25 protein-coding genes are annotated in these 23,186 nt (G+C 71.4%); 16 read left to right on the top strand and 9 right to left on the bottom strand.

Going from position 1 to position 23,186, the window contains the following annotated elements:
* Positions 1 to 56 precede the first annotated feature (56 nt).
* The 4 genes from AYO52_RS11120 (at position 57) to AYO52_RS11105 (ending at position 3,011) form a co-directional block, all read left to right on the top strand.
* Entirely contained in the window at positions 57 to 578 is a 522-nt protein-coding gene (locus AYO52_RS11120; RefSeq protein WP_067717123.1) for a helix-turn-helix domain-containing protein, read from the top strand.
* Between the two features lie 79 nt (positions 579 to 657).
* Entirely contained in the window at positions 658 to 1,875 is a 1,218-nt protein-coding gene (locus AYO52_RS11115) for a hypothetical protein (protein ID WP_067717120.1), read from the top strand.
* Between the two features lie 147 nt (positions 1,876 to 2,022).
* Complete coding sequence (locus AYO52_RS11110) at positions 2,023 to 2,304, top strand: DUF2516 family protein (protein ID WP_067717117.1); 282 nt, start codon at positions 2,023 to 2,025, stop codon at positions 2,302 to 2,304.
* Complete coding sequence (locus tag AYO52_RS11105) at positions 2,301 to 3,011, top strand: MerR family transcriptional regulator (protein ID WP_067717114.1); 711 nt, start codon at positions 2,301 to 2,303, stop codon at positions 3,009 to 3,011. Before AYO52_RS11110 ends, AYO52_RS11105 begins: the two co-directional genes overlap by 4 nt.
* 50 nt (positions 3,012 to 3,061) lie before the next feature.
* Here the strand turns inward: AYO52_RS11105 and purU are convergent, their stop codons facing one another.
* Positions 3,062 to 3,928, bottom strand: coding sequence for a formyltetrahydrofolate deformylase (purU, locus tag AYO52_RS11100; protein ID WP_067717112.1), 867 nt, complete (start codon positions 3,926 to 3,928; stop codon positions 3,062 to 3,064).
* 53 nt (positions 3,929 to 3,981) lie between these two features.
* Between purU and deoC the strand changes: the two genes are divergently transcribed.
* Positions 3,982 to 4,680, top strand: coding sequence for a deoxyribose-phosphate aldolase (gene deoC / locus AYO52_RS11095; protein ID WP_067717109.1), 699 nt, complete (start codon positions 3,982 to 3,984; stop codon positions 4,678 to 4,680).
* 90 nt (positions 4,681 to 4,770) lie between these two features.
* Here the strand turns inward: deoC and AYO52_RS11090 are convergent, their stop codons facing one another.
* Genes AYO52_RS11090 through AYO52_RS11075 form a run of 4 tightly spaced genes read right to left on the bottom strand, consistent with a single transcriptional unit; the run spans position 4,771 to position 7,827 of the window.
* Positions 4,771 to 5,721 (bottom strand): NADP-dependent oxidoreductase, encoded by a 951-nt coding sequence (locus AYO52_RS11090; protein WP_067717106.1) that lies wholly within the window; start codon positions 5,719 to 5,721, stop codon positions 4,771 to 4,773.
* A gap of 58 nt (positions 5,722 to 5,779) precedes the next feature.
* Positions 5,780 to 6,376, bottom strand: a complete 597-nt coding sequence (locus AYO52_RS11085) for a metallophosphoesterase (RefSeq protein WP_082923953.1) — start codon at positions 6,374 to 6,376, stop codon at positions 5,780 to 5,782.
* On the bottom strand, positions 6,373 to 7,269 hold the full coding sequence (locus AYO52_RS11080) for a DUF2993 domain-containing protein (RefSeq protein WP_067717103.1): 897 nt from the start codon (positions 7,267 to 7,269) through the stop codon (positions 6,373 to 6,375). The genes AYO52_RS11085 and AYO52_RS11080 overlap by 4 nt, the downstream gene beginning before the upstream one ends.
* 57 nt (positions 7,270 to 7,326) lie before the next feature.
* Positions 7,327 to 7,827: a DUF2505 domain-containing protein gene (locus tag AYO52_RS11075; protein WP_067717100.1), complete on the bottom strand. Its 501-nt coding sequence runs from the start codon at positions 7,825 to 7,827 to the stop codon at positions 7,327 to 7,329.
* A 132-nt stretch (positions 7,828 to 7,959) separates the two neighbouring features.
* Between AYO52_RS11075 and AYO52_RS11070 the strand changes: the two genes are divergently transcribed.
* The 5 genes from AYO52_RS11070 (at position 7,960) to AYO52_RS11050 (ending at position 13,415) form a co-directional block, all read left to right on the top strand.
* Positions 7,960 to 9,054 carry a UDP-N-acetylmuramate dehydrogenase gene (locus tag AYO52_RS11070; RefSeq protein ID WP_371517652.1) on the top strand — a complete coding sequence of 365 codons (1,095 nt, stop codon included), beginning with the start codon at positions 7,960 to 7,962 and terminating at the stop codon, positions 9,052 to 9,054.
* A gap of 161 nt (positions 9,055 to 9,215) precedes the next feature.
* Entirely contained in the window at positions 9,216 to 10,364 is a 1,149-nt protein-coding gene (gene yidC / locus AYO52_RS11065) for a membrane protein insertase YidC (protein ID WP_067717099.1), read from the top strand.
* 115 nt (positions 10,365 to 10,479) lie between these two features.
* Complete coding sequence (locus AYO52_RS11060; protein ID WP_067717096.1) at positions 10,480 to 10,917, top strand: acetyltransferase; 438 nt, start codon at positions 10,480 to 10,482, stop codon at positions 10,915 to 10,917.
* A gap of 211 nt (positions 10,918 to 11,128) precedes the next feature.
* Positions 11,129 to 12,751 (top strand): ATP-binding cassette domain-containing protein, encoded by a 1,623-nt coding sequence (locus tag AYO52_RS11055; protein WP_067717093.1) that lies wholly within the window; start codon positions 11,129 to 11,131, stop codon positions 12,749 to 12,751.
* Positions 12,752 to 12,809: 58 nt separating this feature from the next.
* On the top strand, positions 12,810 to 13,415 hold the full coding sequence (locus AYO52_RS11050; protein ID WP_067717091.1) for a dihydrofolate reductase family protein: 606 nt from the start codon (positions 12,810 to 12,812) through the stop codon (positions 13,413 to 13,415).
* Positions 13,416 to 13,590: 175 nt separating this feature from the next.
* Here AYO52_RS11050 and AYO52_RS11045 read toward each other — a convergent pair whose 3' ends face one another.
* From AYO52_RS11045 to AYO52_RS11035, 3 genes are all read right to left on the bottom strand, one after another.
* Positions 13,591 to 14,127 carry a ferritin gene (locus tag AYO52_RS11045; RefSeq protein WP_067717088.1) on the bottom strand — a complete coding sequence of 179 codons (537 nt, stop codon included), beginning with the start codon at positions 14,125 to 14,127 and terminating at the stop codon, positions 13,591 to 13,593.
* Positions 14,128 to 14,234: 107 nt separating this feature from the next.
* Positions 14,235 to 15,014, bottom strand: coding sequence for an SDR family oxidoreductase (locus tag AYO52_RS11040; RefSeq protein ID WP_067717087.1), 780 nt, complete (start codon positions 15,012 to 15,014; stop codon positions 14,235 to 14,237).
* A 60-nt stretch (positions 15,015 to 15,074) separates the two neighbouring features.
* Positions 15,075 to 15,524 carry a limonene-1,2-epoxide hydrolase family protein gene (locus AYO52_RS11035; protein ID WP_067717084.1) on the bottom strand — a complete coding sequence of 150 codons (450 nt, stop codon included), beginning with the start codon at positions 15,522 to 15,524 and terminating at the stop codon, positions 15,075 to 15,077.
* 73 nt (positions 15,525 to 15,597) lie between these two features.
* Here AYO52_RS11035 and AYO52_RS11030 point away from each other — a divergent pair, with 73 nt between their 5' ends.
* The 3 genes from AYO52_RS11030 to AYO52_RS11020 all read left to right on the top strand — a co-directional run bounded on the left by AYO52_RS11030 (position 15,598) and on the right by AYO52_RS11020 (position 18,653).
* The gene (locus AYO52_RS11030) at positions 15,598 to 16,509 is read left to right on the top strand and encodes an alpha/beta fold hydrolase (protein ID WP_082923954.1); all 912 of its coding nucleotides are present in this window, start codon (positions 15,598 to 15,600) and stop codon (positions 16,507 to 16,509) included.
* A gap of 115 nt (positions 16,510 to 16,624) precedes the next feature.
* Positions 16,625 to 17,935 carry a D-inositol-3-phosphate glycosyltransferase gene (gene mshA, locus AYO52_RS11025; protein ID WP_067717081.1) on the top strand — a complete coding sequence of 437 codons (1,311 nt, stop codon included), beginning with the start codon at positions 16,625 to 16,627 and terminating at the stop codon, positions 17,933 to 17,935.
* 154 nt (positions 17,936 to 18,089) lie between these two features.
* Positions 18,090 to 18,653 carry a YbjN domain-containing protein gene (locus AYO52_RS11020; RefSeq protein WP_069389592.1) on the top strand — a complete coding sequence of 188 codons (564 nt, stop codon included), beginning with the start codon at positions 18,090 to 18,092 and terminating at the stop codon, positions 18,651 to 18,653.
* A gap of 24 nt (positions 18,654 to 18,677) precedes the next feature.
* Here the strand turns inward: AYO52_RS11020 and AYO52_RS11015 are convergent, their stop codons facing one another.
* A complete protein-coding gene (locus AYO52_RS11015; RefSeq protein ID WP_067717079.1) occupies positions 18,678 to 20,387 on the bottom strand; it encodes a long-chain-fatty-acid--CoA ligase in 1,710 nt (569 codons plus the stop codon).
* A gap of 41 nt (positions 20,388 to 20,428) precedes the next feature.
* Between AYO52_RS11015 and AYO52_RS11010 the strand changes: the two genes are divergently transcribed.
* The 3 genes from AYO52_RS11010 to AYO52_RS11000 all read left to right on the top strand — a co-directional run bounded on the left by AYO52_RS11010 (position 20,429) and on the right by AYO52_RS11000 (position 23,172).
* Positions 20,429 to 21,175 carry a phosphoglyceromutase gene (locus AYO52_RS11010; protein ID WP_067717075.1) on the top strand — a complete coding sequence of 249 codons (747 nt, stop codon included), beginning with the start codon at positions 20,429 to 20,431 and terminating at the stop codon, positions 21,173 to 21,175.
* Between the two features lie 114 nt (positions 21,176 to 21,289).
* On the top strand, positions 21,290 to 22,486 hold the full coding sequence (locus AYO52_RS11005) for a cell wall metabolism sensor histidine kinase WalK (protein ID WP_067717072.1): 1,197 nt from the start codon (positions 21,290 to 21,292) through the stop codon (positions 22,484 to 22,486).
* Positions 22,483 to 23,172 carry a response regulator transcription factor gene (locus AYO52_RS11000; protein WP_067717069.1) on the top strand — a complete coding sequence of 230 codons (690 nt, stop codon included), beginning with the start codon at positions 22,483 to 22,485 and terminating at the stop codon, positions 23,170 to 23,172. The genes AYO52_RS11005 and AYO52_RS11000 overlap by 4 nt, the downstream gene beginning before the upstream one ends.
* Positions 23,173 to 23,186: the final 14 nt, after the last annotated feature.

Below are 23,186 nucleotides of genomic sequence, written 5' to 3'. Positions count from 1 at the left end.
CGTTGCTAGCGTTGGGGTCAGGCGATGAGAGACGGACGCCGGAGGGAGGTGACTCCATGGCCGCACAGAGTGGACACACACACGACGAGGCTGCGGAGAGCACCGGAGCACAGGTCGAGGAACCGACCGCCGCGACCCTCGCGCGTCGCAACAAGCCGACGGGTGAGGTGCCGCGTCACAGCGACCTCACCTCGCACGGTGAGGACGACAAGCGTTCGTCTGAGTCGCAGGACATCGGGTCGTTCATCCGCGCCCAGCGGGAGGCCGCCGAGGTGTCCATCCGGCAGCTCGCGGAGCGTGCCGGCGTCTCCAACCCGTATCTGAGCCAGATCGAACGCGGGCTCCGCAAGCCGTCCGCCGAGGTCCTGGGTCAGATCGCCCGAGGTCTGAGGTTGTCCGCCGAGGTGCTCTACGCCCGCGCGGGGATCCTCGAACTCAAGCAGGGGAGTCCGGTGAGGGATGCGATCCTCACCGCCCCGGACCTCACAGAGCGACAGAGGGAGGTGCTCGTGGAGATCTACGAGTCGTTCCGAGTGAACAACGCAACGGCAGCCGCCCAGGTCGTCGACGTTCCCTGAGGGAATGCCGGACGGCGGCCCTCAGGGCCACGTGACACCGCAGAAGAGAACACCCGCACGACACCACCGAGGAGTCAAAATGGCCGACAAGAAGCCCACTTCCAAGAAGACCGCCGCCGAGGCCGCCGAGCAGCAGGCCAAGGGCGAGGCCGTCAAGGAGCAGGCCCTGGAGGGCCCGCTCGGTCAGGCCATCGCCGCCGTGCGCACCCCGGTCTACGCCTACGTCGGGGTCAACGACCTCGCCATCCAGGCCGTCTCCGGCATGGTCGCGGACCTGCGCCGTCGCGCCGAGGAGGCCGTCACCGAAGCGCAGACCAAGGTCACCGAGCGCGTGGCCGAGGCGCAGAACCGTATCAACGAGCGCGTGGCCGGGGCGCAGACCCGCGTCACCGAGGTCCAGCACCGCGTGAACGAGGTCCCCGAGCGCGTCCAGGCCCTGCCGGCCGAGGTCGAGGAGCTCGTCACCCGCTTCCGCCCGGAGGAGCTGCGCAAGGTCGCCGACGCGTACGTCCAGGTCGCGGCCGGGATCTACGGTGGCCTCGCCGCCCGCGGTGAGGACGTCGTGAGCCGGCTCCGCGAGGAGAACCCGCAGCTCGGGGCCGGCCTGGCCCGAGTCAACGAGCAGGTGGCCCGCGCCGCCGGCGCCGTCGAGGAGCAGGTCGAACTGGGCGAGGACGCCCTCGGCACCGTCGCCCGCCAGACCCGCACGATCGGTGTGAAGGCGGCTGGCCGCGTCTCCAAGAGCGCCCGCCAGGCGGCCGAGACCGCCGGCGACGCCGCCGACTCCGCGGCCGAGCGGGTCGACGAGGTGGCCGAGCGCGTCGACAAGACGGCGGGCAAGGCCGCCGACAACGTCGACAAGGCCGCGGACCGCGTCGACGAGGCCGCCTCCAAGGCGTCCGCCGAGGTCGCTCGCGGCACCGCCGAGGTCGAGGCCCGCACGGCCAAGAAGGCACCGGCCAAGAAGGCTGCCGCCAAGAAGGCCCCGGCCAAGAAGGCGCCCGCCAAGAAGGCCGCCGCGAAGTCGACGACCACCAAGGCCACGGCCACCCCGTCGTCGACGGGTGCGGCGACCGCCGACAAGCCGGCCGCGACCAAGCCGGCCGCCGGTAAGCCCGCGGCGTCCAAGCCCGCCGCCACCAAGCCGGCTGCCACCAAGTCGACTGCTGCCAAGCCGGCCGCCGCATCGGCCGGGGGCGATTCGGACGCCCCCACGCCGATGGAGCTCGCGGACAACGATCCCGCGCTGACCACCGCGGACACCCCGTTGCCCCCCGCCGGCACCGACCGCGTCTGATACAGCGGCACCTGACGCCCCGGCCCTCCTTCTCCGGAGGGGCCGGGGCGTCGTGCGTTGAGGTCCGCCGCAGGGGCCGGGCCGGGATCTGGACGCCGTGAACATGGTCACACCGCGGTGACATGAGTGCCGACTACACTGGGCCGCGTGATTGACACTCTTCCCGGGACGTGGGGCATGGTCCAGCTGGCTATCCAGGGCGCGCTCGTCGTGTGGGCCCTGGCGGGACTGGTGCTGGCAGTCCTCCCGCCCGCGTCGGCGTACTCGATCGAGGGCAAGTGGCCCAAGCCCGCCTGGATCGGCATCTGCGCCGTGGCCGCCCTCATGTTCGCGATCCGGCCGTTCGGCTTCCTCAGCATCATCGCGATGGTGGCAGTGGGTGTGTTCTTCGCCGACGTCCGGCCCGCTGTCGGGGGACGGCGCAGGTGACACCACCGGAGGCCGACGGGTTCCAGCGGATCGAGGAGCTGGCCGAGGACTCCGGCACCACGGTGCGTAACATCCGCGTCTACCAAAAGCGGGGACTTCTCCCGGCCCCCGTCCGCAGGGGTCGCACCGCGTTCTACGGGCCCGACCACAAGAACCGACTGAACCAGATCCTCCGGCTGCTCGACCGCGGCTACACGTTCGCCACCATCGAGGAGCTGTTCATCGCGGAGCGCCACGGCTTCACGCTCTCCGAGCTGCTGAACTCGGACGCCGTCCTACCGGAGCGACGCTCGAGCGGCACCCGCCGCCGCCTCCCTCGTGGCGGCGTGGAGGCCGTCGCGGGTTTCGAGTTCGCCGAGGAACTCCTCGACCAGGGATCGGCCATCGGCCTGGTCAGTGAGCCGAGTGCGGCCGACCATTTCTTCGCGGACCGCTACATGTACGAGCTGTTCCGCGAACTCATCGTCCTCGGGGTCGGTGAGGAGGGGATCGACAAGATCGGTCGCCTGTTCCTCAAGGGGCAGAGTACGTCGGCCGAGGCGCTCGACATCCTGGTGGAGACGATGCGCGACGCCGGGATGGACCAGTCCGTCATCATCAAGAGGGTCACGGGGATCATGCCCCGGGCCGGCGCCGCCGCCCGCCTGATCTTCCTCTCGGCGGCCGAGACCCTGCTCAGCGAGCGGCACGGCTTCCCCAAGGGCTGACCTCCCCGGGAGCGGACCTCCCAGGGGAGCTGACTTTCCCGGGAGCGGACCTAGGTGAACACGACGGTGCGTCCGCCGTGGACCAGCACCCGGTCCTCGAGGTGCCAGCGCAGCCCCTTGGCCAGGACCAGCTTCTCGGCGTCGCGCCCCTGCCGGACCATGTCCTTCACCGTCGCTGTGTGGTCCACGCGGATGACGTCCTGCTCGATGATCGGCCCCTCGTCGAGGTCGGCGGTCACGTAGTGGCAGGTCGCCCCGATCAGTTTCACGCCGCGGACATGCGCCTGGTGGTAGGGGCGGGCGCCCACGAAGCTGGGCAGGAAGCTGTGGTGGATGTTGAGGGCACGCCCGGCCCACTTCGTGCAGAGCTCGTCCGGCAGGACCTGCATGAAGCGGGCCAGCACGATCGCGTGCGGGTCGATCTCGTCGACGATCGCGGCGACCTCCGCGAATGCCGGGCCTCGCTCGGCGGGGTCGGCCGGGAACGGCACGTGGTGGAAGGGCGCACCGTGCGACTCGGCCATGCCGCGCAGGTTCTCGTGGTTGCCGATCACGGCCCGGACCCGCGCAGGGTAGTCACCGCTCTCCACCCGACCCAGCAGGTCGTGGAGGCAGTGCCCCTCCTTCGAGACCAGGATGACGACGTCCTTGGGCTCGGAGGAGTCCGAGATGTGCCAGTCGGTCTCCGGGCCCAGTTCGGCTGCAACCCGCTCGAAGCGGCGCCGCAGTTCGTCGATCTCCATGCCGATCGACTCGGCGCTCACGGACTGGCGGGTGAAGAACCAGTTCGAGTCCTCGTCCGCGTGGTAGGCCGCCTCCGTGATCGTCCCGCCCAGCTCGGCGAGGAAGGTGGCGATCCGGGCGACGATACCGATGCGGTCCGGGCAACCCAGGGTGAGGACGAAGCGACGTGACATGAGTGCCCATTGTGCCAGCAGGGAAGACGGGCGCCCCCGCTAGGCTGGCCGGCATGGACGCCACTGCGACGAACGAGCTGACCCGCGCCCGGGTCGCCGCCATGATCGACCACACCCTGCTCTCCCCCGACGCCTCCCGCGACGACGTCCGGGCCTGCGTCGACGAGGCCCGCGAGTTGGGAGTCAAGGCCGTGTGCGTGAGCCCGGCCATGCTCCCGGTGCGGGGTGAGGAGCTCGTCGTCGCCACGGTGTCCGGTTTCCCCTCCGGCAAGCACCACTCGCTGGTCAAGGCGATGGAGGGCAGGCTCGCGGTGGACCAGGGGGCCCGTGAGGTGGACATGGTGATCGATGTGGGCGCCGCCATCGCCGGACTGGTCGACGAGGTCATGGCCGATGTGCTGGCCATGCGGGATGCCGTGCCGCCGCCCGTGGTCATCAAGGTGATCCTCGAGACCGCGGCCATCCACAAGGCGCTGGGCGAGGAGGCGGGCGACGAACGAATCGAGGCCCTCTGCCATGCCGTCGCCCGGGCGGGGGCCGATTTCGTCAAGACCTCCACCGGTTTCCACCCCGCCGGCGGCGCCAGCGTGCGCGCGGTCGAGGCCATGGACCGGGCGGTGGGCGGCCGGCTGGGCATCAAGGCCTCGGGCGGGATCCGTGACGCGGATGCCGCCCGCGCGATGATCGCCGCCGGTGCGACCCGCCTCGGGCTGTCGGGCTCCCGCGCGGTGCTGGAGGGCTTCCCCGAATAGCCGCGTCGCCCGACTGCCGACCGTCCGACTGCCGACCGTCCGACTGCCGACCGTCCGACTGCCGACCGCCCGACTGCCGACCGCCCGGGATCAGCCCGTGGTCAGCACCATCTTGCCGGCGGTCCGACCGGTCTGGCCGCGACGATGCGCCTCGGCGGCCTGCTCCAACGGGAAGACCTCGGCGATCGTCGCCCGGAGCGCACCCTGTTCGACGAGCTCGGTGATCGAGACCAGGTCGTGGCGCGAGGAATCCACGAGCATCCGGACCGCACGCACCCCCAGCTCCTCGGCCTCCCGGAAGAAGTCGCCGGACCCCACGGGCAGGATCGACACCACGATCCCGCCGGGGCGCAGCGTCCGCAGGGAGTCGAGGGACGTCTGACCGCCGATCGTGTCGAGCACGGCGTCCACGTCGCTGACCGCCTCGGCGATGTCGACGTCGTGGTAGTCGATTGCCTCGTCGACGCCGAGCTCGCGCAGGAAGTCGTGCTTGCCGGCGCTGCCGGTGCCGATCACGTATGCGCCGCGGGCCTTGGCGATCTGGACGGCCACGTGCCCGACCCCGCCGGCGGCGGCGTGGATGAGCACCCGCTGACCCGGCTGGATGTCGGCGTACTCGACGAGCGCCTGCCATGCGGTCAGCGACACGAGCGGCAGGGCGGCGGCCTGCACGTGGTCGAGGGAGGCGGGCTTGGGGGCGAACCAGGCCGCGGGGGCGGCGACGTACTCGGCGTGGGCTCCGTGCCCGAACGGGTACGAGAGCATCCCGAACACCTCGTCGCCGGGGGAGAAGCGGGCGACGCCGATGCCCACCTCCTCGACCACACCGGACAGGTCCCAGCCGAGCACGAAGGGGGGCTTGCCGAGGAAGCCGCCGTTCTCACGGTGCTTCCAGTCGGTGGGGTTGACGCTGGCGGCCTCGACGCGGACGAGGACCTCGTTGGTGCGCGGGGTGGGGCGGGGGAGGTCGACGACGGCGAGGACGTCCGGCTCCCCGAGGGTGTCCTGGTGCACGGCGCGCATGGTGGTGTCATTGCTCATGGACCCAGGGTAGGCAGATTCCGCGGTCGCCGGTCGGGCGCAAAGCGGCGGGGCGACGTCAGAGCCGGTGCAGCTCGACGTCACCCAGCGCGCCGCCGTCGATGGTCGCGGTCATGTAGGTGCAGTGCGGTTGGCGACGCCGGTCGGTCGGGGAGCCCGGGTTGAGCAGTCGCAGGCCGCCCTGGCCGGACGCCCTCGGCGCGGTGGTGTCCCACGGGATGTGCGAGTGCCCGAACACCAGGACGTCGGTGTCCGGGTAGGCCTTGGCCATGCGTGTGTCGCGGCCCGCGGACGCGCCGGCCTCGTGCGTCACCACCAGACGCACGCCGTCGATCGTCTCGCGTGCCACCTCGGGCAGGCGCTCGCGCAGGTCCGGGCCGTCGTTGTTGCCCCAGCACGCGATGAGCCGGGCCGAGCGTTCCTCCAGCGCGTCGAGGAGCCCGACGTCCATCCAGTCGCCGGCGTGGATGACCACGTCCGCGGCGTCGACCTCGTCCCTCACCAGGGCGGGCAGGTCGCGGGCGCGCGTCGGCAGGTGGGTGTCGGCGATGATCAGTAGGCGCGTGCCGTCGCCGCTGTCGTCTGCGGTGCCGTCGACGTCGACGCCGCCGTCGTCTGCGGCCCCGACGCCGCCCCCGTCGCGCCCAGGGTTCATTCGGTCGCCTCGAGCAAGACGTCCTGTCCGGCGAGGTCGACGGTCATCCCGCCGGGCACCACCCGCACGCCGGTCAGTTCGACGCCCTCGGGCAGTTCGGCCAGCGCCGAGTCCATCATCGAGATGGTACCGCCCAGCAGTTCGTTCGGCAGCGGGAAGCCGAGGATCGACGCCTGCTCCGGCTGGATCTCGAGGTCGCCGCCAACGAGCCGGGGGGTCACCACGGCCTCGGCCAGCCCGCTGATCGACACGCGCAGCGTGCCGGCGGTGGGGTCGGCCATGATGTCCTGGACCTGGATCAGCCCGCCGAGCAGGGTGTCGCCGGCCGCGCCCTCGGACTGTGCGGCGGCGGACATGGTCTCCTCGGACACGAACGCGGTGCCGGTCAGTGAGTCCACGTGGGTCAGATCGCCCTCGGAGCGCACGCCGTCGGCCCGGATGTCGATCTGCGGGGCCGGGCCGGTGGCGCCCTCGGCGGGGGAGCCGTCGGTGGTGATGCGGACGGAGCCGAGGCTGCCGTCGAGGTAGGACAGGAGCACCGGGCGCGCGCCCAGTTCGATCTGCGCGGGCGAGCCGAAGCTGGCGGTGACCTCCTCGTTTATGCGGTTCTTGATGGCGTTGCGTATGCCGAACTCCAGGCCGACCAGCCCCGCGATGAGACCCGCCACCGCGAGCACCACGATGAGCGCGATCATGGGCCCGCGCCGCCACCGGCCCGCGCCGTCAGAGCCGGACCCGCCCGTCCAGGGGCCGCCCGGGCCGCGTCCACCCGTCCGGGCACCGTCGGCCCCGGACCCGGCCCCGTGTGCGGCGGGGAACTGCTGGGTCTCGGCGTGCTGGACGCCGGGCTGGTCGTGGACGGGGAGTCGCTGCGTGTCGTGCGGCTTCTGCATTCGTCCGATTCTCGCCTATCCGGGCCGGGCGCGCAGCAGCCACCTCGTAGCTGCAGGTCAGCGGGTCGCGACCCAGCGGTTCAGGTGCTGGTACTCGTCCTCGAGCAGCCGGTCCAGGTGGGATACGGCCAGCTTCTCGAGCCTGCCGCCGAGCATCGGCACCGACACCTTGACCTGACCGGAGACGGACTCGACGGTCGCCCCGTCCCGGCTGACGGCCTCGCCGCCCCCGTCGATCAGCCCGAGCCCGCCGGCGGCCTCGGCATGGGCCGTGCCGGTGAACCGCTCGCCGTCGAAGCCGGTGTAGGTGCTGGCCCGAACGATCACCAGCTGCCCGGACAGGACCTTGCGGGCGAGGTCGGGGATGTCGGAGTCGGGGATGTGCTGGGTGATGGTCACGGTGATCGTGTCGTCGGTGGCGGAGAAGTCGTCGAGGGTGTCCTCCGGGCTGCCGACGGCGCTGATGCGGTCCCGCCAGTAGGCCTCGTTGCCGTAGGCGGTGAACAGGGTCTCGACGGGGGCGTCTATGCGGGCCGAGTGGGAGAAGCGGGTTGCCATGGGGTCAGACCCTACAAGCCGCCGGTTACGCTCGCACCCGTGAACCCGCCGTCGCCCGACCCCGCCGCGAGCCCGTCGCCCGGCCCGTCCGCGAGCCCGGCACCGCATCCGGCCGACCCGGTCGTTGCCGAGCTGGCGCGCATTGACGGCATCGACGTCGTGCCCGGCGCCCGTCTCGCAGACCTGACCACCCTTCGCATCGGCGGCCGCCCGCGTGCGCTGTTGGAGTGCGCGGACGCCGAAGCGGTGGTCGCGGCCGTGCGAGCCCTGGACGCCGCCGACGTGCCGGTGCTGGTGCTGGGCGGCGGCTCGAACCTGGTGGTCGCCGGCGGTGACCTCGACCTCGTGGTGGTGGCCCTGCGCAACCGGGAGATCAGCTACGTCTCCGGCGGAGGCGACCACCAGCTCGTCGTCCGCGCCGGTGCGGGTCTGACGTGGGAGGACCTGGTCGCAGACACCGTCGCGCGCGGCTACGGCGGCCTCGAATGCCTGTCCGGCATCCCGGGTTCGGTCGGCGCGACGCCCGTGCAGAACGTCGGCGCCTACGGGGTGGAGGTCGCCCAGGTCCTGCACCGCGTGCGTTGGTTAGACCGCGCCACCGGCGTCGACGAGTGGGTCGCCCCCGACGCCCTCGGCCTGGCCTACCGCACGTCCGTGCTCAAGAACTCCGACCGCGCCGTGGTCTTGGAGGTCGAGTTCCGCCTGGACCCCGCCGGCCGCAGCGAACCGATCCGCTATGCCGAACTTGCCGGCCGCCTCGGCGTCGCGCCGGGCGAGCGGACCGACCCCGCCGTGGTGCGGCGGACCGTGCTGGAACTACGCCGCGGCAAGGGGATGGTGTTGGACGACGACGACGAGGACACCTGGTCCGCGGGATCCTTCTTCACCAACCCGGTGATAGGCGAGGACGAACTCCCCACGGTGCGATCCCGGGTGGCGGGCAGGCTCGGGTCCGCGCAGGCCGAGCAGATGCCCGCCTTCTCCGCCCCTGGTGGGATCAAACTCTCGGCGGGATGGCTCATCGAGCGGGCCGGTTTCTCCAAGGGGCATCCCTCGTCGTCGTCACCCGCGCGTCTTTCCACCAAACACGCGCTGGCGCTGACCAACAGGGGGTCGGCGACGGCGGACGATGTGATCGCGCTGGCGCGCGAGGTGCGCGACGGCGTGCGCGAGGCGTTCGGCGTGGAGCTGTACCCCGAGCCGGTGTGGGTGGGCTGCAGCATCTGACGCCCGCGTGTCGCCCGGCTGCCTGACCCCGGCCGCCTGACCCCGGCCGCACGACCCCGACGCCCACCGCGGGCGCCGACCCTGGCACGCTGGAGGGAGACCTTTGTGGTCTGTCCCGCCCCGCGCGCCCTCCCCGGCGCCGCTCGTCGTTGGAGAATCCCGTGGACCTGTTCGCGTATCCGGTGTCGCTCGTCATGAAGTTCTGGCACTGGGCGCTGAGCTTCGTCGTGGACCCCGACTCGGGCGTGGCGTGGGTCGGCTCGGTGTTGCTGCTGGTGGTGACAGTGCGCCTGCTGCTGCTGCGGTCGATGTGGCGGCAGCAGTACTCGATGCGCAAGATGGCGCAGCTCGCCCCCAAGATGAAGGAACTGCAGCTCAAGTACAAGGATCGCAAGTCGCCCGAGGACCGGCAGGCCCAGGCCAAGGAGATGCAGGAGCTGTACTCCGGCGCCGGCGTCAACCCTGCGGCCGGCTGCCTGCCACTACTGGTGCAGATCCCCGTCTTCCTGGGGCTGTACTACGTGCTGATCAACTTCTCGCCGCGCGGGGTGTCCATCGAGGAAGCCGCCACCATGACCAACGGGGCGTTCGGTCCCGACCAGGTCGAGTCGTTCCTCAACGCGGAGATCTTCGGGGTGCCGCTGGCGTCCTACATCCGGATGCCGCAGGAGGTCATGGACTCGCTGCACCCGGGGCTCGTGCGCGAGGACATCCTCATGCTGGCCGTGCCGCTGTTCGTGCTGGCCGGCATCGCCACGTTCATCAACATGTGGAACTCCTTCCGCCGGCAGAAGGCGGCCAAGGTTGCCGAGCAGGCGGCGATCGCGCAGGTCGAGGCCGAGGACCGCGCCGGCGGGCCGTTCGTCGACGGCGAAGTGGTGGAGATCGACGGTGAGAAGCCCGCCACCGCGGCCGACGCCGACGTCGGGTCGGAGGGCGGCTCCACTGCCGCCGACCGCCGCGATGGTACGGCCGGCACCCCGGGCACTCCCGCCACCGCGGGCGCTGCCGGCGCGGCCGGTCCGGGCGCTGGAGCAGGCGCTGATGCGGCGGCCAAGCCGCAGGACTTCCAGTCGATGGCCGAGTCCATGACCGAGTCGATGAACCAGTCGATGAAGATCATGATGTACCTGTTCCCGTTCTTCCCGATCGTGGGCGCGTACTTCTTCAACTTCCCCATCGCGATCGGCCTGTACTGGCTCACCAACAACATCTGGACCGCGGTGCAGTCGCACTTCTTCATGGAGCGGCTCGAGAAGGAACTGCCCATGAGCAGCCGCGAGGGCCTGCCGCCCAGCGCGTTCATGTAGCCCTCGCCGTCCCTCTTTCGCCGTCACACCCGCGCCGTCACACTCGCGCCGTCACACCCTCGGCAGGAGTCCCGGCCGGGTCTACGCTGGAGCCGTCGAGACCGCCGCTCCCGAGGTGAGGTTCCGTCCGCTGACCCGCGACGACCTGCCGACGCTCGCGCGCTGGCTGGCCGAGCCGCTCGTCGCACGATGGTGGTCGGAGAACTCGCCGGACCGGGTCGAACAGGACTTCGGCCCCTACCTCGATGACGCACAGACGGAATGCATCGCCGAACCGGCGGCACGCGGCAGGGGCGCCGGTGCGGCGATGGCGGCCCGGGCGGTCTCCGAGATCTGGGCTCACCACCCCGGCGCGAGCTGCGTGATCGTTCCCGTGAACATCGAGAACCCGCGATCCTGGGGTGCCCTGCTCAGGGCCGGGTTCCGGCGGTTGCCGGACGCGGAGCTCACGCCCGACAACCCCGGTGACACGCCCCTCCACGCGATCTGCCGCATCGACCGACCCGCCCGCCGAGGCACCGGAACTCCGTGGACCGGCGCAGGGTCGTGGTGAGCGGGCGCGGGTTCGTGCAGAATCCGGCTCTTGCCGCCGCCGGGACCGCGGTGTAGCTTCAGCGTGAACGTCGGTCGGGCGCACGGCGCGACTCCGGGGAGACCCGGGGCCGCGAGGGGGGCGGAGCCGAGGGGAATGAGACGAGGAGATCGAAGGACAGTGCTGAACCACAGGTGAGTCCCGGCCACACGCCACCTCTCCTGGAGCACGCATGTCTTTCCTCGTCCTGTCGGACGTCGCGTACGCGTTTCCCGACGACACCCCACTCTTCGACGGGCTCGACCTCGCCGTCGGTCCCGGCCTGACCTCCCTCGTCGGTCGCAACGGCGCCGGCAAGAGCACCCTGCTCCGCCTCATCGCGGGCGAACGTCGGCCGACGCACGGGTCGATCACCGTCGACGGCGATCCGGCGGGCCCGCCCACCGTGGGATACCTGCCGCAACTGCTCGCCGACGCCCCGGCGGAGCGCACCCTCGCCGATGAGCTCGGCGTGGGCGGGCGACTGGAGGCGCTGGCGCGGATCGAGGCGGGGGAGGGCGACGACGACGACTTCGAGCTCGTCGGCGATGACTGGGCCGTGGCCGAGCGCACGGTCGCGCTGCTCGACGACCTGGGCCTGCCGACCGAGTTGGACCGACCCGTGGTGGCGCTGTCCGGCGGGGAGCGCACTCTGGCCGCGGTGGCGGGTCGACTGCTCGGGCGGCCCCGGGTCCTCCTGCTGGACGAACCCACCAACAATCTCGACGGGCGGGCGCGGGAGCGGCTGTTCGCGGCGATCGGCGGGTTCGTGGGCGGCGGCGATCGCGTGGTCCTGGTGGTGAGCCACGATCTCGAGCTGTTGGACCGTGCCGGCAGGACGGTCGAGCTGCGCGCCGGCCGCTGTCGGGTGTTCGGCGGGCCGTACGCGCACTATCGCGAGGTGATCGAGACCGAGCAGGCGGCCGCGGTGCAGTCGCTGGCCGGGGCGCGGAACGATCTGCGCGCCGAGAGGCGGGACAGGGTCGAGGGGGTCGAGAAGGCGAGCCGGCGGGTCGCGCAGGGGCGGCGGGTGCAGGCGGCGGGCGGAATGCCCAAGATCCTCATGAACGCCCGTCGCGCGTCGGCGCAGGAATCGGCCGGCAGGTTGCGCGCGGTCCACGACCAGGGCGTCGAGCAGGCGCGGGAGCGGATGCGCTCGGCCAATGCCGCGGTCCGGCGCGAGGAGCGGCTGCGGGTCGAGCTGCCCGACCCAGGGTTGCCGGCCGGCCGGGTGGTGCTGGACGTCGATGACCCCGTCGCGGGCCGGGTCCATCTCGCGGGGCCCGCGCGCGTGCGCCTGGCCGGGCCGAACGGCAGCGGCAAGACGACGCTGCTGCGACGCCTCCTCGGCGCTCGCGGTCCGGACCGCGCCGGCGGCGTCGACGAGGGGTTCGTCGACGAGGGGTTCAACGACGAGGTGGTCCACGTCCCGTTTGCCCTGCTGCCGCAGGATCTGCGCGTCGAGCATCCGGAGTGGTCGGTCATCGACGCGATCCGAGCCGTCCGCCCCGCCGCGTCGGCGGAGGAGGCCCATGCCCACGCGGCGCGGCTGCTGTTCACCGGCGGCGCCGGGTTCCGCCGGCTCGGTGACCTGTCCGGTGGCGAGCGACTCCGTGCGGCGCTGGCGGCGCGGCTGTTCGCCCGCCCGGTCCCGCAGTTGCTGGTCCTGGACGAGCCGACCAACAACCTCGACCTCGACGGTGTAGAGGTGCTCGCCGACGCGCTCTCGCAGTGGCGCGGTGCGCTGCTGTTGATCAGTCACGACGACGGATTCTGCGATCGAGTGGGGGTGGACGACGTGATCACCCTCGGCTGACCCCGCTCCGGCGGGGTGGACGCACGCGAACACACCTATCCCCGAGAGAGGGCCCACCATGCGCAAGCTCATTTACTACGTGGCCGTGAGCGTTGACGGTGTCATCGCCGACCCCGACGGCGGCGTCGACGCCTTCCCCGTCGAGGGCGACCACATGCCCTGGATCATCGAGCACTATCCGGAGACGATCCCCGGCCACCTGCGCGAGCCGCTCGGACTGGCGCGGACCCCGCACCGGGCATTCGACACCGTGATCATGGGCCGCACCACCCATCAGGTGGCCGTGGACGAGGGACTGGCCAGCGGGTACCCGCACCTGCGCCAGTACGTGGTGACCCACCGGCCGGACGAGCTGCCGGCCGAGGAGGGGCTGACGGCGTCCGACGAGGACCCGGTGACGCTGGTCCGCCGGCTCAAGGCCGAGGGCTCGCCGCTGGCCATCTGGCTGTGCGGGGGCGGGATGCTGGCCGGGCAGGTGGTCGACGAGATCGACGAGTTCCGCCTCAAGGTCAATCCCGTCGTCCTCGGCGCGGGCATCCCGCTGGTGGCGCGGGCGACGGGCGGGCCGGGCGCGGCTGGCGGGGCGCTCCCGCTGGCGCTGACCCGTCGGACGCGTCGAGACTTCGAGAGCGGGGTGAGCTACGTGGAGTTCTCCCGCGGCTGATCGCAACGCCCGCCGCGCCGCTGCCTCCCCGCCACCGCGCCTGCCACCGCGCCGCCGTCGAGAAGAGTGTTTCGCGCGCCTCTACTCGACAGATACGCGCGAAACACTCTTCTCGACGGCGAGGTGGCCAGGTGGCGCGGTGGCCCGGCGGCGTGGCGGCGCAGCCGGCGCAGGGTCAGACGGCGCCGCCGGCCACGGAGGGCGGGGTGCCGGTGTTGGTGGAGGAGTCGGTCTCGCGGGCCAGGTACTCCTCGATGCGGAACCAGTCGTCGGCGGCGCGCTCGGCGATGGTCACCAGGGTGTTCATGTTGGCGACCTCCTCGACCTGCTCGCGGAGGAACCACAGCATGAACTGCTCGCCGAGCGGGTCGGATTCGGCGCGGGCGGCCTGGAACATCGCCTCGATCTGCCGGGTGACCTGCTTCTCCTGCTCCAGTGCGGCGCGCAGCGCATCGGCGGGACCGCGGAACTGGGCCTCCGGCGCGGGCACGGCCGGGATCGTCACGGCGATCTCCCGGTCGAGCATGTACTGGACCATCATCATCGCGTGGTTCCGCTCACCCAGGCTGTGCGAGTAGAAGCGCGACGCCAACTGCGGTAGGTCCTGCGCGTCCGCCCACACGGCGATCGCGATGTACTGCTGACTGGCGGCGAACTCGTGACCGACCTGAGCGGAGAGGAGTTCGACGAATGAGTTCTTGTTCCTGGCCATGGAGGAGGCCCCTTTCGGTAGGGGGCCAGCCTATGTTCGCCGGCGACGTTTCACCAGGTCAGTAAGCCTAACCTGGGTACACCATGGCCAGCCTCACCTACCGCACATCAGCCCCGGTGGGCGCGCATCGCGGAGTGCTGGTCCCGCGGCTTCACCACGATCTGGTCCAGGTTGACGTGCGAGGGCCGGCTCGCCACGAACCCGACGATCTCCGCCACGTCCTCGGCCACCATCGGGGTGAGCCCACGGTAGACGGCGGCCGCCTTGTCGTCGTCGCCGTCGAACCTCACGCGGGAGAACTCGGTATCGACCATGCCGGGCGCGATCTCGGTGAACCGCACCGGCTGGCCCAGGTGCTCCCCGCGCAACGTCCGGTGCAGGACCGCTTGAGCGTGCTTGGCCGAGGTGTAACCGGAGCCGTTGTCGTACGACTCGAGGGCCGCGATCGAGGTGATGGTGATGACCAGCCCGTCGCCCGTATCTACCAGCACCGGCATGAGACCGCGGACCATGCGCAGCGTGCCGATGACGTTGGTCTCCCACATCCAGCGCCACTGGTCCTCGTCGGCGTCCATCACACTGGTCGTGCCCTTGGCGCCGCCCGCATTGTTGACCAGCACGTTCAGCCGGGGGATGGCCGCGCAGAACGCCTCGCACGAGTCGGCGTCGGTGACGTCGAGGGGCAGGGCGGTGCCGCCGATGTCCGCCGCGAGCGCCTCCAGCCGGTCGACCCGCCGCGCCCCGACGACCACGTGGAACCCGAGGCCGGCCAGCTCGCGCGCGGACGCCTCACCGATCCCCGACGACGCCCCCGTCACCACCGCGATGCGGGTCTCGGCGGGCAGGGCGGCGAGCCGCTCACGGGCGGCGGAGTGGTCGATGCTCATGGCCTAGAGACTAGGCGGCGGGTCCGACACGGTCGATGGGGGAGGACGACGACGACGAGGTCAGCGACCCCGACCAGTGACCATTTCGACGAGTCCGCGCACCGCGCCCTTGGCCATGTCGGCCTTGGAGAAGTAGTCCTGCCAACCGCACACCCGGCCATCGCGGACCTCGAGGCGGCCGCACACCCAGAAGCCGACGCGGAACCGCCCCACCCCCAGGTAATCGGTGCGCTCGGTGAGCACCACGACGGGGGCCGCCGGGTCGGTCGGGTCCGCGGGCGCCGACACCGCGAGGTGGTGGATCTCCACGCCGAAGCGGATGCTGCGGTTCATCGAGGAGATCGCGCCGACGACCGCGCGCTTGCCCCGGATGGTCGGCAGGCCGATGTTGGCCCACCAGACGTCCTCGCTGAGCAGGTCCGCGGCGGAGGCGGTGGAGCCGGTCATCAGGGCGTCGAAGAACGTGCGGACCACGACATCGGGGTCGGTCCGGGTGCTGGTGGCTGCCATTGCGCAACGGTAACCGCCGCGGGCGGGGTCTGGGGGCCGGATCGCGGCGATCGGCTCTGGCACCATGAGGTTCATGACCTCAGCCTCCCCCTCCGCCTCGCCAACCGACGCCCGTACCGACGCCCCCGCCGCCTCGACGCCCGCGCCCACCCTCCCTGCGCCCGCCCTCGCCTCGGCCGTTTCGTCCGACGGCACCGCGATCGCCTACCGCGTGCTCGGTGACCCCGCCGCCCGGCCGCTCGTGCTCATCCACGGGTGGGCGCAGTCGAGCGCGAGCTGGGGGCAGGACGTGCTGAACGACCTGGCCCGGCGTTTCCGCGTGGTGGCGATCGACCTGCGCGGCCACGGGCACTCCGACGTCCCGGCCGGCGGCTACGACTCGGCACCGCAGTGGGCCGACGACGTCGAGGCCGTCCTCGACTCCGCCGGGATCACCGAGGGCTCGGGCGCGATCCTCCTGGGTTGGTCCTACGGCGGGGTCGTGGTCGCGGACTACCTGGCCGCCCGCGGTGAGGGCCGGGTCGGCGGGATCGTGCTGTGCGGTGCGGTCACCTCCCTCTCCCGCTCGGCGGGCGGCGCGATCGGCCCGGCCATGAAGGAGGTCACCTCGGGCGGGGCGTTCGACGAGAAGCCGTCGGTCGCGCTGGCGGCGTTCACCAGCTTCGGAGCAGCCATGATGCGCTCGGGATCGGGCTCGGACGGGCAGCGGATCCTGGGCCTGTCGCTGGCCACGCCGCCGACGGTCCGGCAGGCGCTGCTCACCCGCAAGGTGGACAACGACGACACCCTGCGCGGCCTGTCGATCCCCGCGCTGGTCATCCACGGCGCCCACGACGGGGTGGTGCTGCCGTCGGCCGGGCAGGCGAACGCCGAGATGATCCCCGGCGGCCGCTACGTCGAGTTCGCCGAGTCCGCGCACGCGCCGTTCCTCGAGGAGACGCCGCGCTTCCTCGCCGAGCTCGACGAGTTCGCCGCCTCCCTGTAGCCGTTCGTGGCGGGCGGGCCCGGCGCGCTGGAGCCCACCTCGTCGTCGTCACCTCAGGGCGGGCGGGGGCACGGGCGACGTGCACCCCGGCGCGGGCGGGGGCACAATCGGACGGGTGACCGTAACCGACCTCGACCCCGGCGCCGCGCACCCCCTGCCCCGGCGCATCGCGGTCCTGTCCTTCCACACCTCGCCGCTCGCCCAGCCGGGCACGGGCGACGCGGGTGGGCTCAACGTCTACGTCCTGCAGACCGCGCGCCGCCTGGCCCGCCGCGGGGTGGAGGTCGAGATCTTCACCCGCGCCACCCACTCGTCGCAGCCGTCGGTCGAGCAGGCGGGCGACGGCGTGCTGGTCCGCAACATCGTGGCCGGACCGTTCGAGGGCCTGCGCAAGGAGGACCTGCCCACGCAGCTGTGCCCGTTCGTCGCCGGCGTGATGCGGGCGGAGGCCGGGCAGGCGCCGGGCCACTACGACCTCATCCACTCCCACTACTGGCTCTCGGGCCAGGCCGGGCTCGTCGCGTCCGAGCACTGGGGGGTGCCACTGGTGCACACCGCGCACACCCTGGCGGCGGTGAAGAACGCGGTCCTCGCCGAGGGGGACACCCCCGAGCCCGAGTCCCGGCGGATCGGTGAACAGCAGATCGTGGACGCCGCCGACCGGCTCGTCGCCAATACCACCGACGAACTGCGCGAACTCGTCGACTACTACGACGCCGACCCCGCGCATGCCGACGTCGTCCCGCCCGGCGCCGACCTCGAGCAATACACCCCCGGCACCCAACGCGGGACCGAGCGGGCCCGCCGCGCGCTCGGGCTGGGGCAGCATTCCGAGGTGATCGCCTTCGTCGGCCGGATCCAACCGCTCAAGGCGCCCGACGTGATCGTGCGGGCGCTGGCCGAGATGGTGCGCGCCCAGCCCCGCCGCGATGTGCGTCTGATGGTCGTCGGTGGGCCCAGCGGGTCGGGGCTCGAAAGGCCGCGCTCGCTGATGGAGCTGGCCGAGGAGCTGGGTGTGGCCGACCGCGTGTGCTTCCTGGCGCCGCGCCCGCCGTCGGAGCTGGTGGACGTCTACCGCGCCGCCGACATCGTGGCGGTGCCGTCGTACTCGGAGTCGTTCGGGTTGGTGGCGCTCGAGGCGCAGGCGTGCGGCACCCCCGTGGTCGCGGCCGCGGTGGGCGGGTTGCCGACGGCCGTCGGCGACGGCCGGACCGGGATCACCGTCGACGGGCACGATCCGCGGGAGTGGGCGCGCGTGTTGTCGGGATTGTTGGACGACGACGAGCTGCGCCTGTCGATGTCGCGGGCCGCCCCGGTACACGCCTCCGGGTTTTCCTGGGACTCCACCGCCGACGGGCTGCTGTCCTCGTATGCGGGCACGATGGCCGCATACCGGGCCCGACGTGCGGAGGCCACCGCGTCCTGATCTCCCGTCCGCAGGAGCCGCCGCGTCGAATCGCCTACGAGGCCCGGCCGACGCCTGGCCCGGCCGACGACAAGTCTTTGCCGACGACAGGCCCCAGCCGACGACAGGCCCCAGCCGACGAGAAGTCCCAGCCGACCACCCCGAAGGAGTCACGATGATCGACCCCACCGAGAGCAAGCGCATGGACGACGACGGGCCGGCCCCGCACCGGGACGATGTCGACGCCCCCACCGTCGAGCGGATCCGCAACTTCCTCGTGGAGCGGGAGATCGAGTCGACGCTGGCCGACGGACGGACCTTCGTCGTGATCCTGCCGGGGGAGAAGCGCCTCAAGACCGCGTGCCACCTGACGGTGAACCGGGAGAGCGTGCGCATCGAGGCGTTCGTGTGCCGCCGACCCGACGAGGACTTCGAGAAGGTCTACAACTACCTGCTGCGGCGCAACCGGCGGCTCTACCAGGTGGCCTACACGCTGGACAACAACAGCGACATCTACCTCGTCGGCCGGATGCCGCTGGTCGCGGTGACCGAGGAGGAGCTCGACCGCGTGCTGGGTCAGGTGCTCGAGGCCGCCGACCACGACTTCAACGTCCTCATCGAGCTGGGCTTCCACACCTCGATCCGCCGCGAGTGGGAGTGGCGGGTGTCCCGGGGCGAGCCGCTGCGCAACCTCGACGCGTTCCGCCACCTCACCGAGGACCTGCCCCAGCCCGAGTAGCCCGGGGCCGGGACAACCCACCGGTCAGGGGTTGATCTGCTGCGCGACCCTCTTGCGCAGGACCTTGCCCATCGGGTTGGTGGGCAGTTCGTCCAGTTCGACGAACTCGCGCGGGACCTTGTACCCGGCCAGCGAGCCCTTGCAGTGCGCGCGCAGGGCGTCGGGGTCGAGTGTGGCGCCGGGCTCCGGCACGACCGCGGCGATGACCTTCTCGCCGCCGTCGGAGCTCGGGCGGCCCACCACGGCGCAGTCCGCGACGCCCGGGGCCGTGCGCAGCACCGCCTCGACCTCCGACGGGTAGACGTTGAACCCGCCGGTGACGATCATCTCCTTGATCCGGTCCACCACGTGGAGGAAGCCGTCGGAGTCCTGCACCACGACGTCGCCGGTGCGGATCCAACCGTCGTGGAAGGTCTCGGCGGTCGCCTTCTCGTTGCGCCAGTAGCCCGGGAACACCTGCGGTCCTTTAACCAACAGTTCACCGGGCTCGCCGGCCGGTGCGTCGACCGAGGGGTCGTCCTTGTCCGCGACACGGATATCGGTGTCCGGGAACGGGACGCCGATGGAGCCGGCCCGCCTCGCCGTCGACATGGGGTTGCCGACGGTGATGGGGGAGGTCTCGGTCATCCCGTATCCCTCGACCAGGAGGCCGCCGGTGGCGGACTCCCACCTCTCGATGAGCTCGGCGGGCAGGCTCATGGCGCCGGACAGCGAGTGCCGGATGCCGTGCAGCGGGATCTTCCGCTTTTCGGCCTCCTCCAGGATCTTGGTGTAGATCGGCGGGACGGCCGGGATGAAGGTCGGCAGCTCCTTCTTCAGGATCGGCATGATGAGGTCCATGTCGGGGGTCGGGACCAGTTGGAGCCGCGCGCCCTCGGCGATCCCGAACACCACGCACAGCGTGACGCCGTAGGCGTGGAACATCGGCAGGGAGGCGAGGAACTTCTCCTCGCCCGGCGTGAGTTCGGGAACCCAGGCGCGACCCATCTTCGCGTTGGCCACCAGGTTGGCGTGGGTGAGCACGGCGCCCTTCGGGGTGCCGGTGGTGCCGGAGGTGTAGAGGATCAACGCGGGATCCTCGGCCGCCGGCCGCGGGTACGAGAAATCCAGCTCGGCGCCCGTCTCGAGGTCCGCCCAGTCCAGCGTGCCGGGTGCCGGCCGGGAGAGCTTGTCCCGGGAGGCGCGCAGTGACGGCACCGGCAGGTGCTTGAGCGCCAGCCTCTTGGCGGCGGGGAGCTCGTCGAGCAGGTCGACCGAGATGATGTGCTCGATCGCGGTGCCGGGCCGGTCGGCGAGGTCCCGCACCACGGGCGCGACGACGTTCCAGGTCACGACCACCTTCGCCCCGTGGTCGGCGAAGGGGCCCTCGAGCTCGTCGGCGGTGTACAGGGGGTTGTGCTCCACGACGATCGCACCGATGCGCAGGGCCGCATAGAAGACCGCGACGCCCTGGGGACAGTTGGGCAGCAGCACGGCGACGCGGTCGCCGCGGTCGACGCCCAGGCGCCGCAGGCCCTCGGCGGCGCGGCGCACCCGCCTGCCCAGGTCGGCGTAGGTGGTCAGGCGGCCGAAGAACTCGGTGGCGGGCCGGGACGAGTAGGAGCTCACGGCGTCGTCGAACTGGTCGATCAGCGTGGTGGTGCCGTAGTCGAGATCCTGCGTGGTCCCCGGCGTGTAGTGGACGGTCCACGGCCGCCCGGTCGATTCGGGGGTGTCTCCGGCGTGTGCGGTCATGTCTGCACCGTAGTCCTCGGAGCGCGGGTCATAATGGCCGTATGGCTTACGGAACACTCGTCCTCCTGCGTCACGGGCAGTCCACGTGGAACGCATCCAACCAGTTCACGGGCTGGGTCGATGTCGACCTCACCGATCTCGGTCGGGAGGAGGCGGTCCGCGGCGGAAAGCTCCTCGCCGAGGCCGGGATCCTGCCGGACATCCTGTACACCTCGCTGCTGCGTCGCGCGATCACCACCGCGAACATCGCGCTGGACGCCTGTGACCGCCACTGGGTCCCGGTGATCCGGCACTGGAAGCTCAACGAGCGTCACTACGGCAAGCTCCAGGGCCTGAACAAGGCGGAGATCAAGGACCAGTTCGGCGACGAGCAGTTCATGTTGTGGCGCCGCAGCTACGACACCCCGCCGCCGCCGATCGACCCGGCGGGCGAGTATTCGCAGACCTCCGACGTGCGCTACGCGGACCTGCCGGAGGTGCCGTTGACCGAGTGCCTCAAGGACGTCGTGGACCGGTTCATCCCGTACTACGTCGCCGAGATCGCCCCCAAGCTCGCGGAGGGCAAGACCGTGATGGTGGCCGCGCACGGCAACTCGCTGCGCGCCCTGGTCAAGCACCTCGACGGCATCTCCGACGAGGATATTGCCGGCCTGAACATCCCCACCGGGATCCCGCTGGTCTACCACTTCGACGAGACCGGGCTGGTCGCCAACCCGGGCGGCACCTACCTCGATCCGGAGGCCGCCGCCGCGGGTGCGGCCGCCGTGGCCAACCAGGGCGGCAAGTAGTAGGTGAAGGCCCGGTGAACGGGTCGCGAACCCCCGGCAGCCTGCGAACTTCGCGCAGGTGGCCGGGGGTTTGGCGATTCGGGCGCCGGAACGCCACACCGTAGGATCGGGGTCGTGCAGGTCAGTCTGGGGATCTTCCTCGCGATCGTCGCCGGGATCATCGGCTTCATCGTGGGCGGCTTCGTCGTCCCACTGATCCACCGACGCGGTGAGCGTCGGCGCGCGGAGCAGGCCGGGCCCAGCCGGCTGGATGTCCTGCGGGGCGTCTATCAGCAGGCGCCGTACGCACTGGCGGTCGTGGATCGCCACCAGGACGTGGTCCTCTACAACCGTCGTGCAGCGGAGTTGGGGATCGTCGATGACCGCCTGCTGGTGGAGCCGGTCTGGCGCGCGGCCCGGTCGACGTTCACGGACGGCCACCCCGCCCGGTTCGACCTGCCCGCCAAGATGGCCCCCGGCCGCCGCCGCATACCGTCGGTGAGCGGGCGCGGGGAGATCCTCGAGGGCAACGGCGAGCAGTTCGTCGTGGTCTTCGCCGACGACGACTCCGAGCACCGTCGTATGGAGGCGGCCCGCCGCGACTTCGTCGCCAACGTGTCGCACGAGCTCAAAACCCCGGTCGGGGCGATGGCGGTGCTCGCCGAGGCGCTGCTGGAGTCCAAGGACGACCCGGACTCGGTCGAGTACTTCGGCGGACGCGTGGTGAGCGAGGCCCAGCGGCTCGGCAAGATGGTCTCCGAGCTCATCGAACTCTCTCGACTGCAGGGCGCCGAACGGATCCGCGACCCGGAACCGGTGGACGTGGACGACGTGGTGGCCGAGGCCCTGCGCCGGTCCGCGTCGGCGGCGGAGGCGGCCGGGATCGAGCTCATCACCGATGCGCCGTCCGGGCTGGAGGTCAAGGGGGACTGGACCCTCTTGGTCACGGCGGTGGCCAACCTCATCTCGAACGCCATCAACTACTCGCCCGACCACACCCCGGTGTCGATCACCCGGTCCGCGACCGGGGACACCGTGACGCTGCGGGTCACCGACCGCGGGATCGGCATCGCCCCGGAGCACCAGGCCCGCGTCTTCGAGCGGTTCTTCCGCGTCGACAAGGCCCGTTCCCGCGCCACCGGCGGGACCGGGCTGGGTCTGGCGATCGTCAAGCACGTCGCCCAGAACCACAACGGCGCCGTCAGCCTGTGGAGCCGCCCCGGTACGGGGTCGACCTTCACACTCGAACTTCCGGCTCATGTGGAGCCGGGTGGCGCCGGGGGGACCCCCGGCGCCGAGCACGCCGACCAAGGAGAGGACCAGGTGCCGTGACCAGGGTGCTGATCGTGGAGGACGAGGACTCGCTGGCGGATCCGCTGGCGTTCCTGCTCCGCAAGGAAGGCTTCGAGGTCACCGTCGCGGGGGACGGCCCGACCGCGCTGGAGAACTTCGAGTCCGAGGGCGCGGACATCGTGCTGCTGGACCTCATGCTCCCCGGGATGTCCGGCACCGATGTGTGCAAGCGACTGCGGACGACGTCGACCGTCCCGGTGATCATGGTGACCGCCCGCGACAGTGAGATCGACAAGGTCGTCGGTTTGGAGCTGGGCGCCGACGACTACGTGACCAAGCCCTATTCGGCCCGCGAACTCATCGCCCGCATCCGGGCGGTGCTGCGCCGCGGCGCCGAGGCCGAGGCGGAGCCGGTCAGCGACATCGGCGTCCTGGAGTCGGGGCCGGTGCGGATGGACATCGAGCGGCACACGGTGCTGGTCCGCGGCACGGCCGTCACGCTGCCGCTCAAGGAGTTCGACCTGCTGGAGTACCTGCTGCGCAACTCGGGCCGGGTCCTCACGCGCGGACAGCTCATCGACCGGGTGTGGGGGTCGGACTACGTCGGCGACACCAAGACCCTCGACGTCCACGTCAAGCGTCTGCGCTCGAAGATCGAGTCCGATCCCGGCAAGCCGGTGCACCTGGTGACCGTCCGCGGGCTGGGCTACAAGTTCGAGGGCTGACAGTGATGATGTGT

It is taken from the genome of Dietzia sp. 111N12-1, from assembly GCF_001658045.1.
In the GTDB taxonomy this organism is placed as follows: Bacteria; Actinomycetota; Actinomycetes; order Mycobacteriales; family Mycobacteriaceae; genus Dietzia; species Dietzia kunjamensis.
The sequence above is the reverse complement of the archived record's forward strand: the minus strand, read 5'-3'. Positions and strand labels throughout refer to the sequence as shown.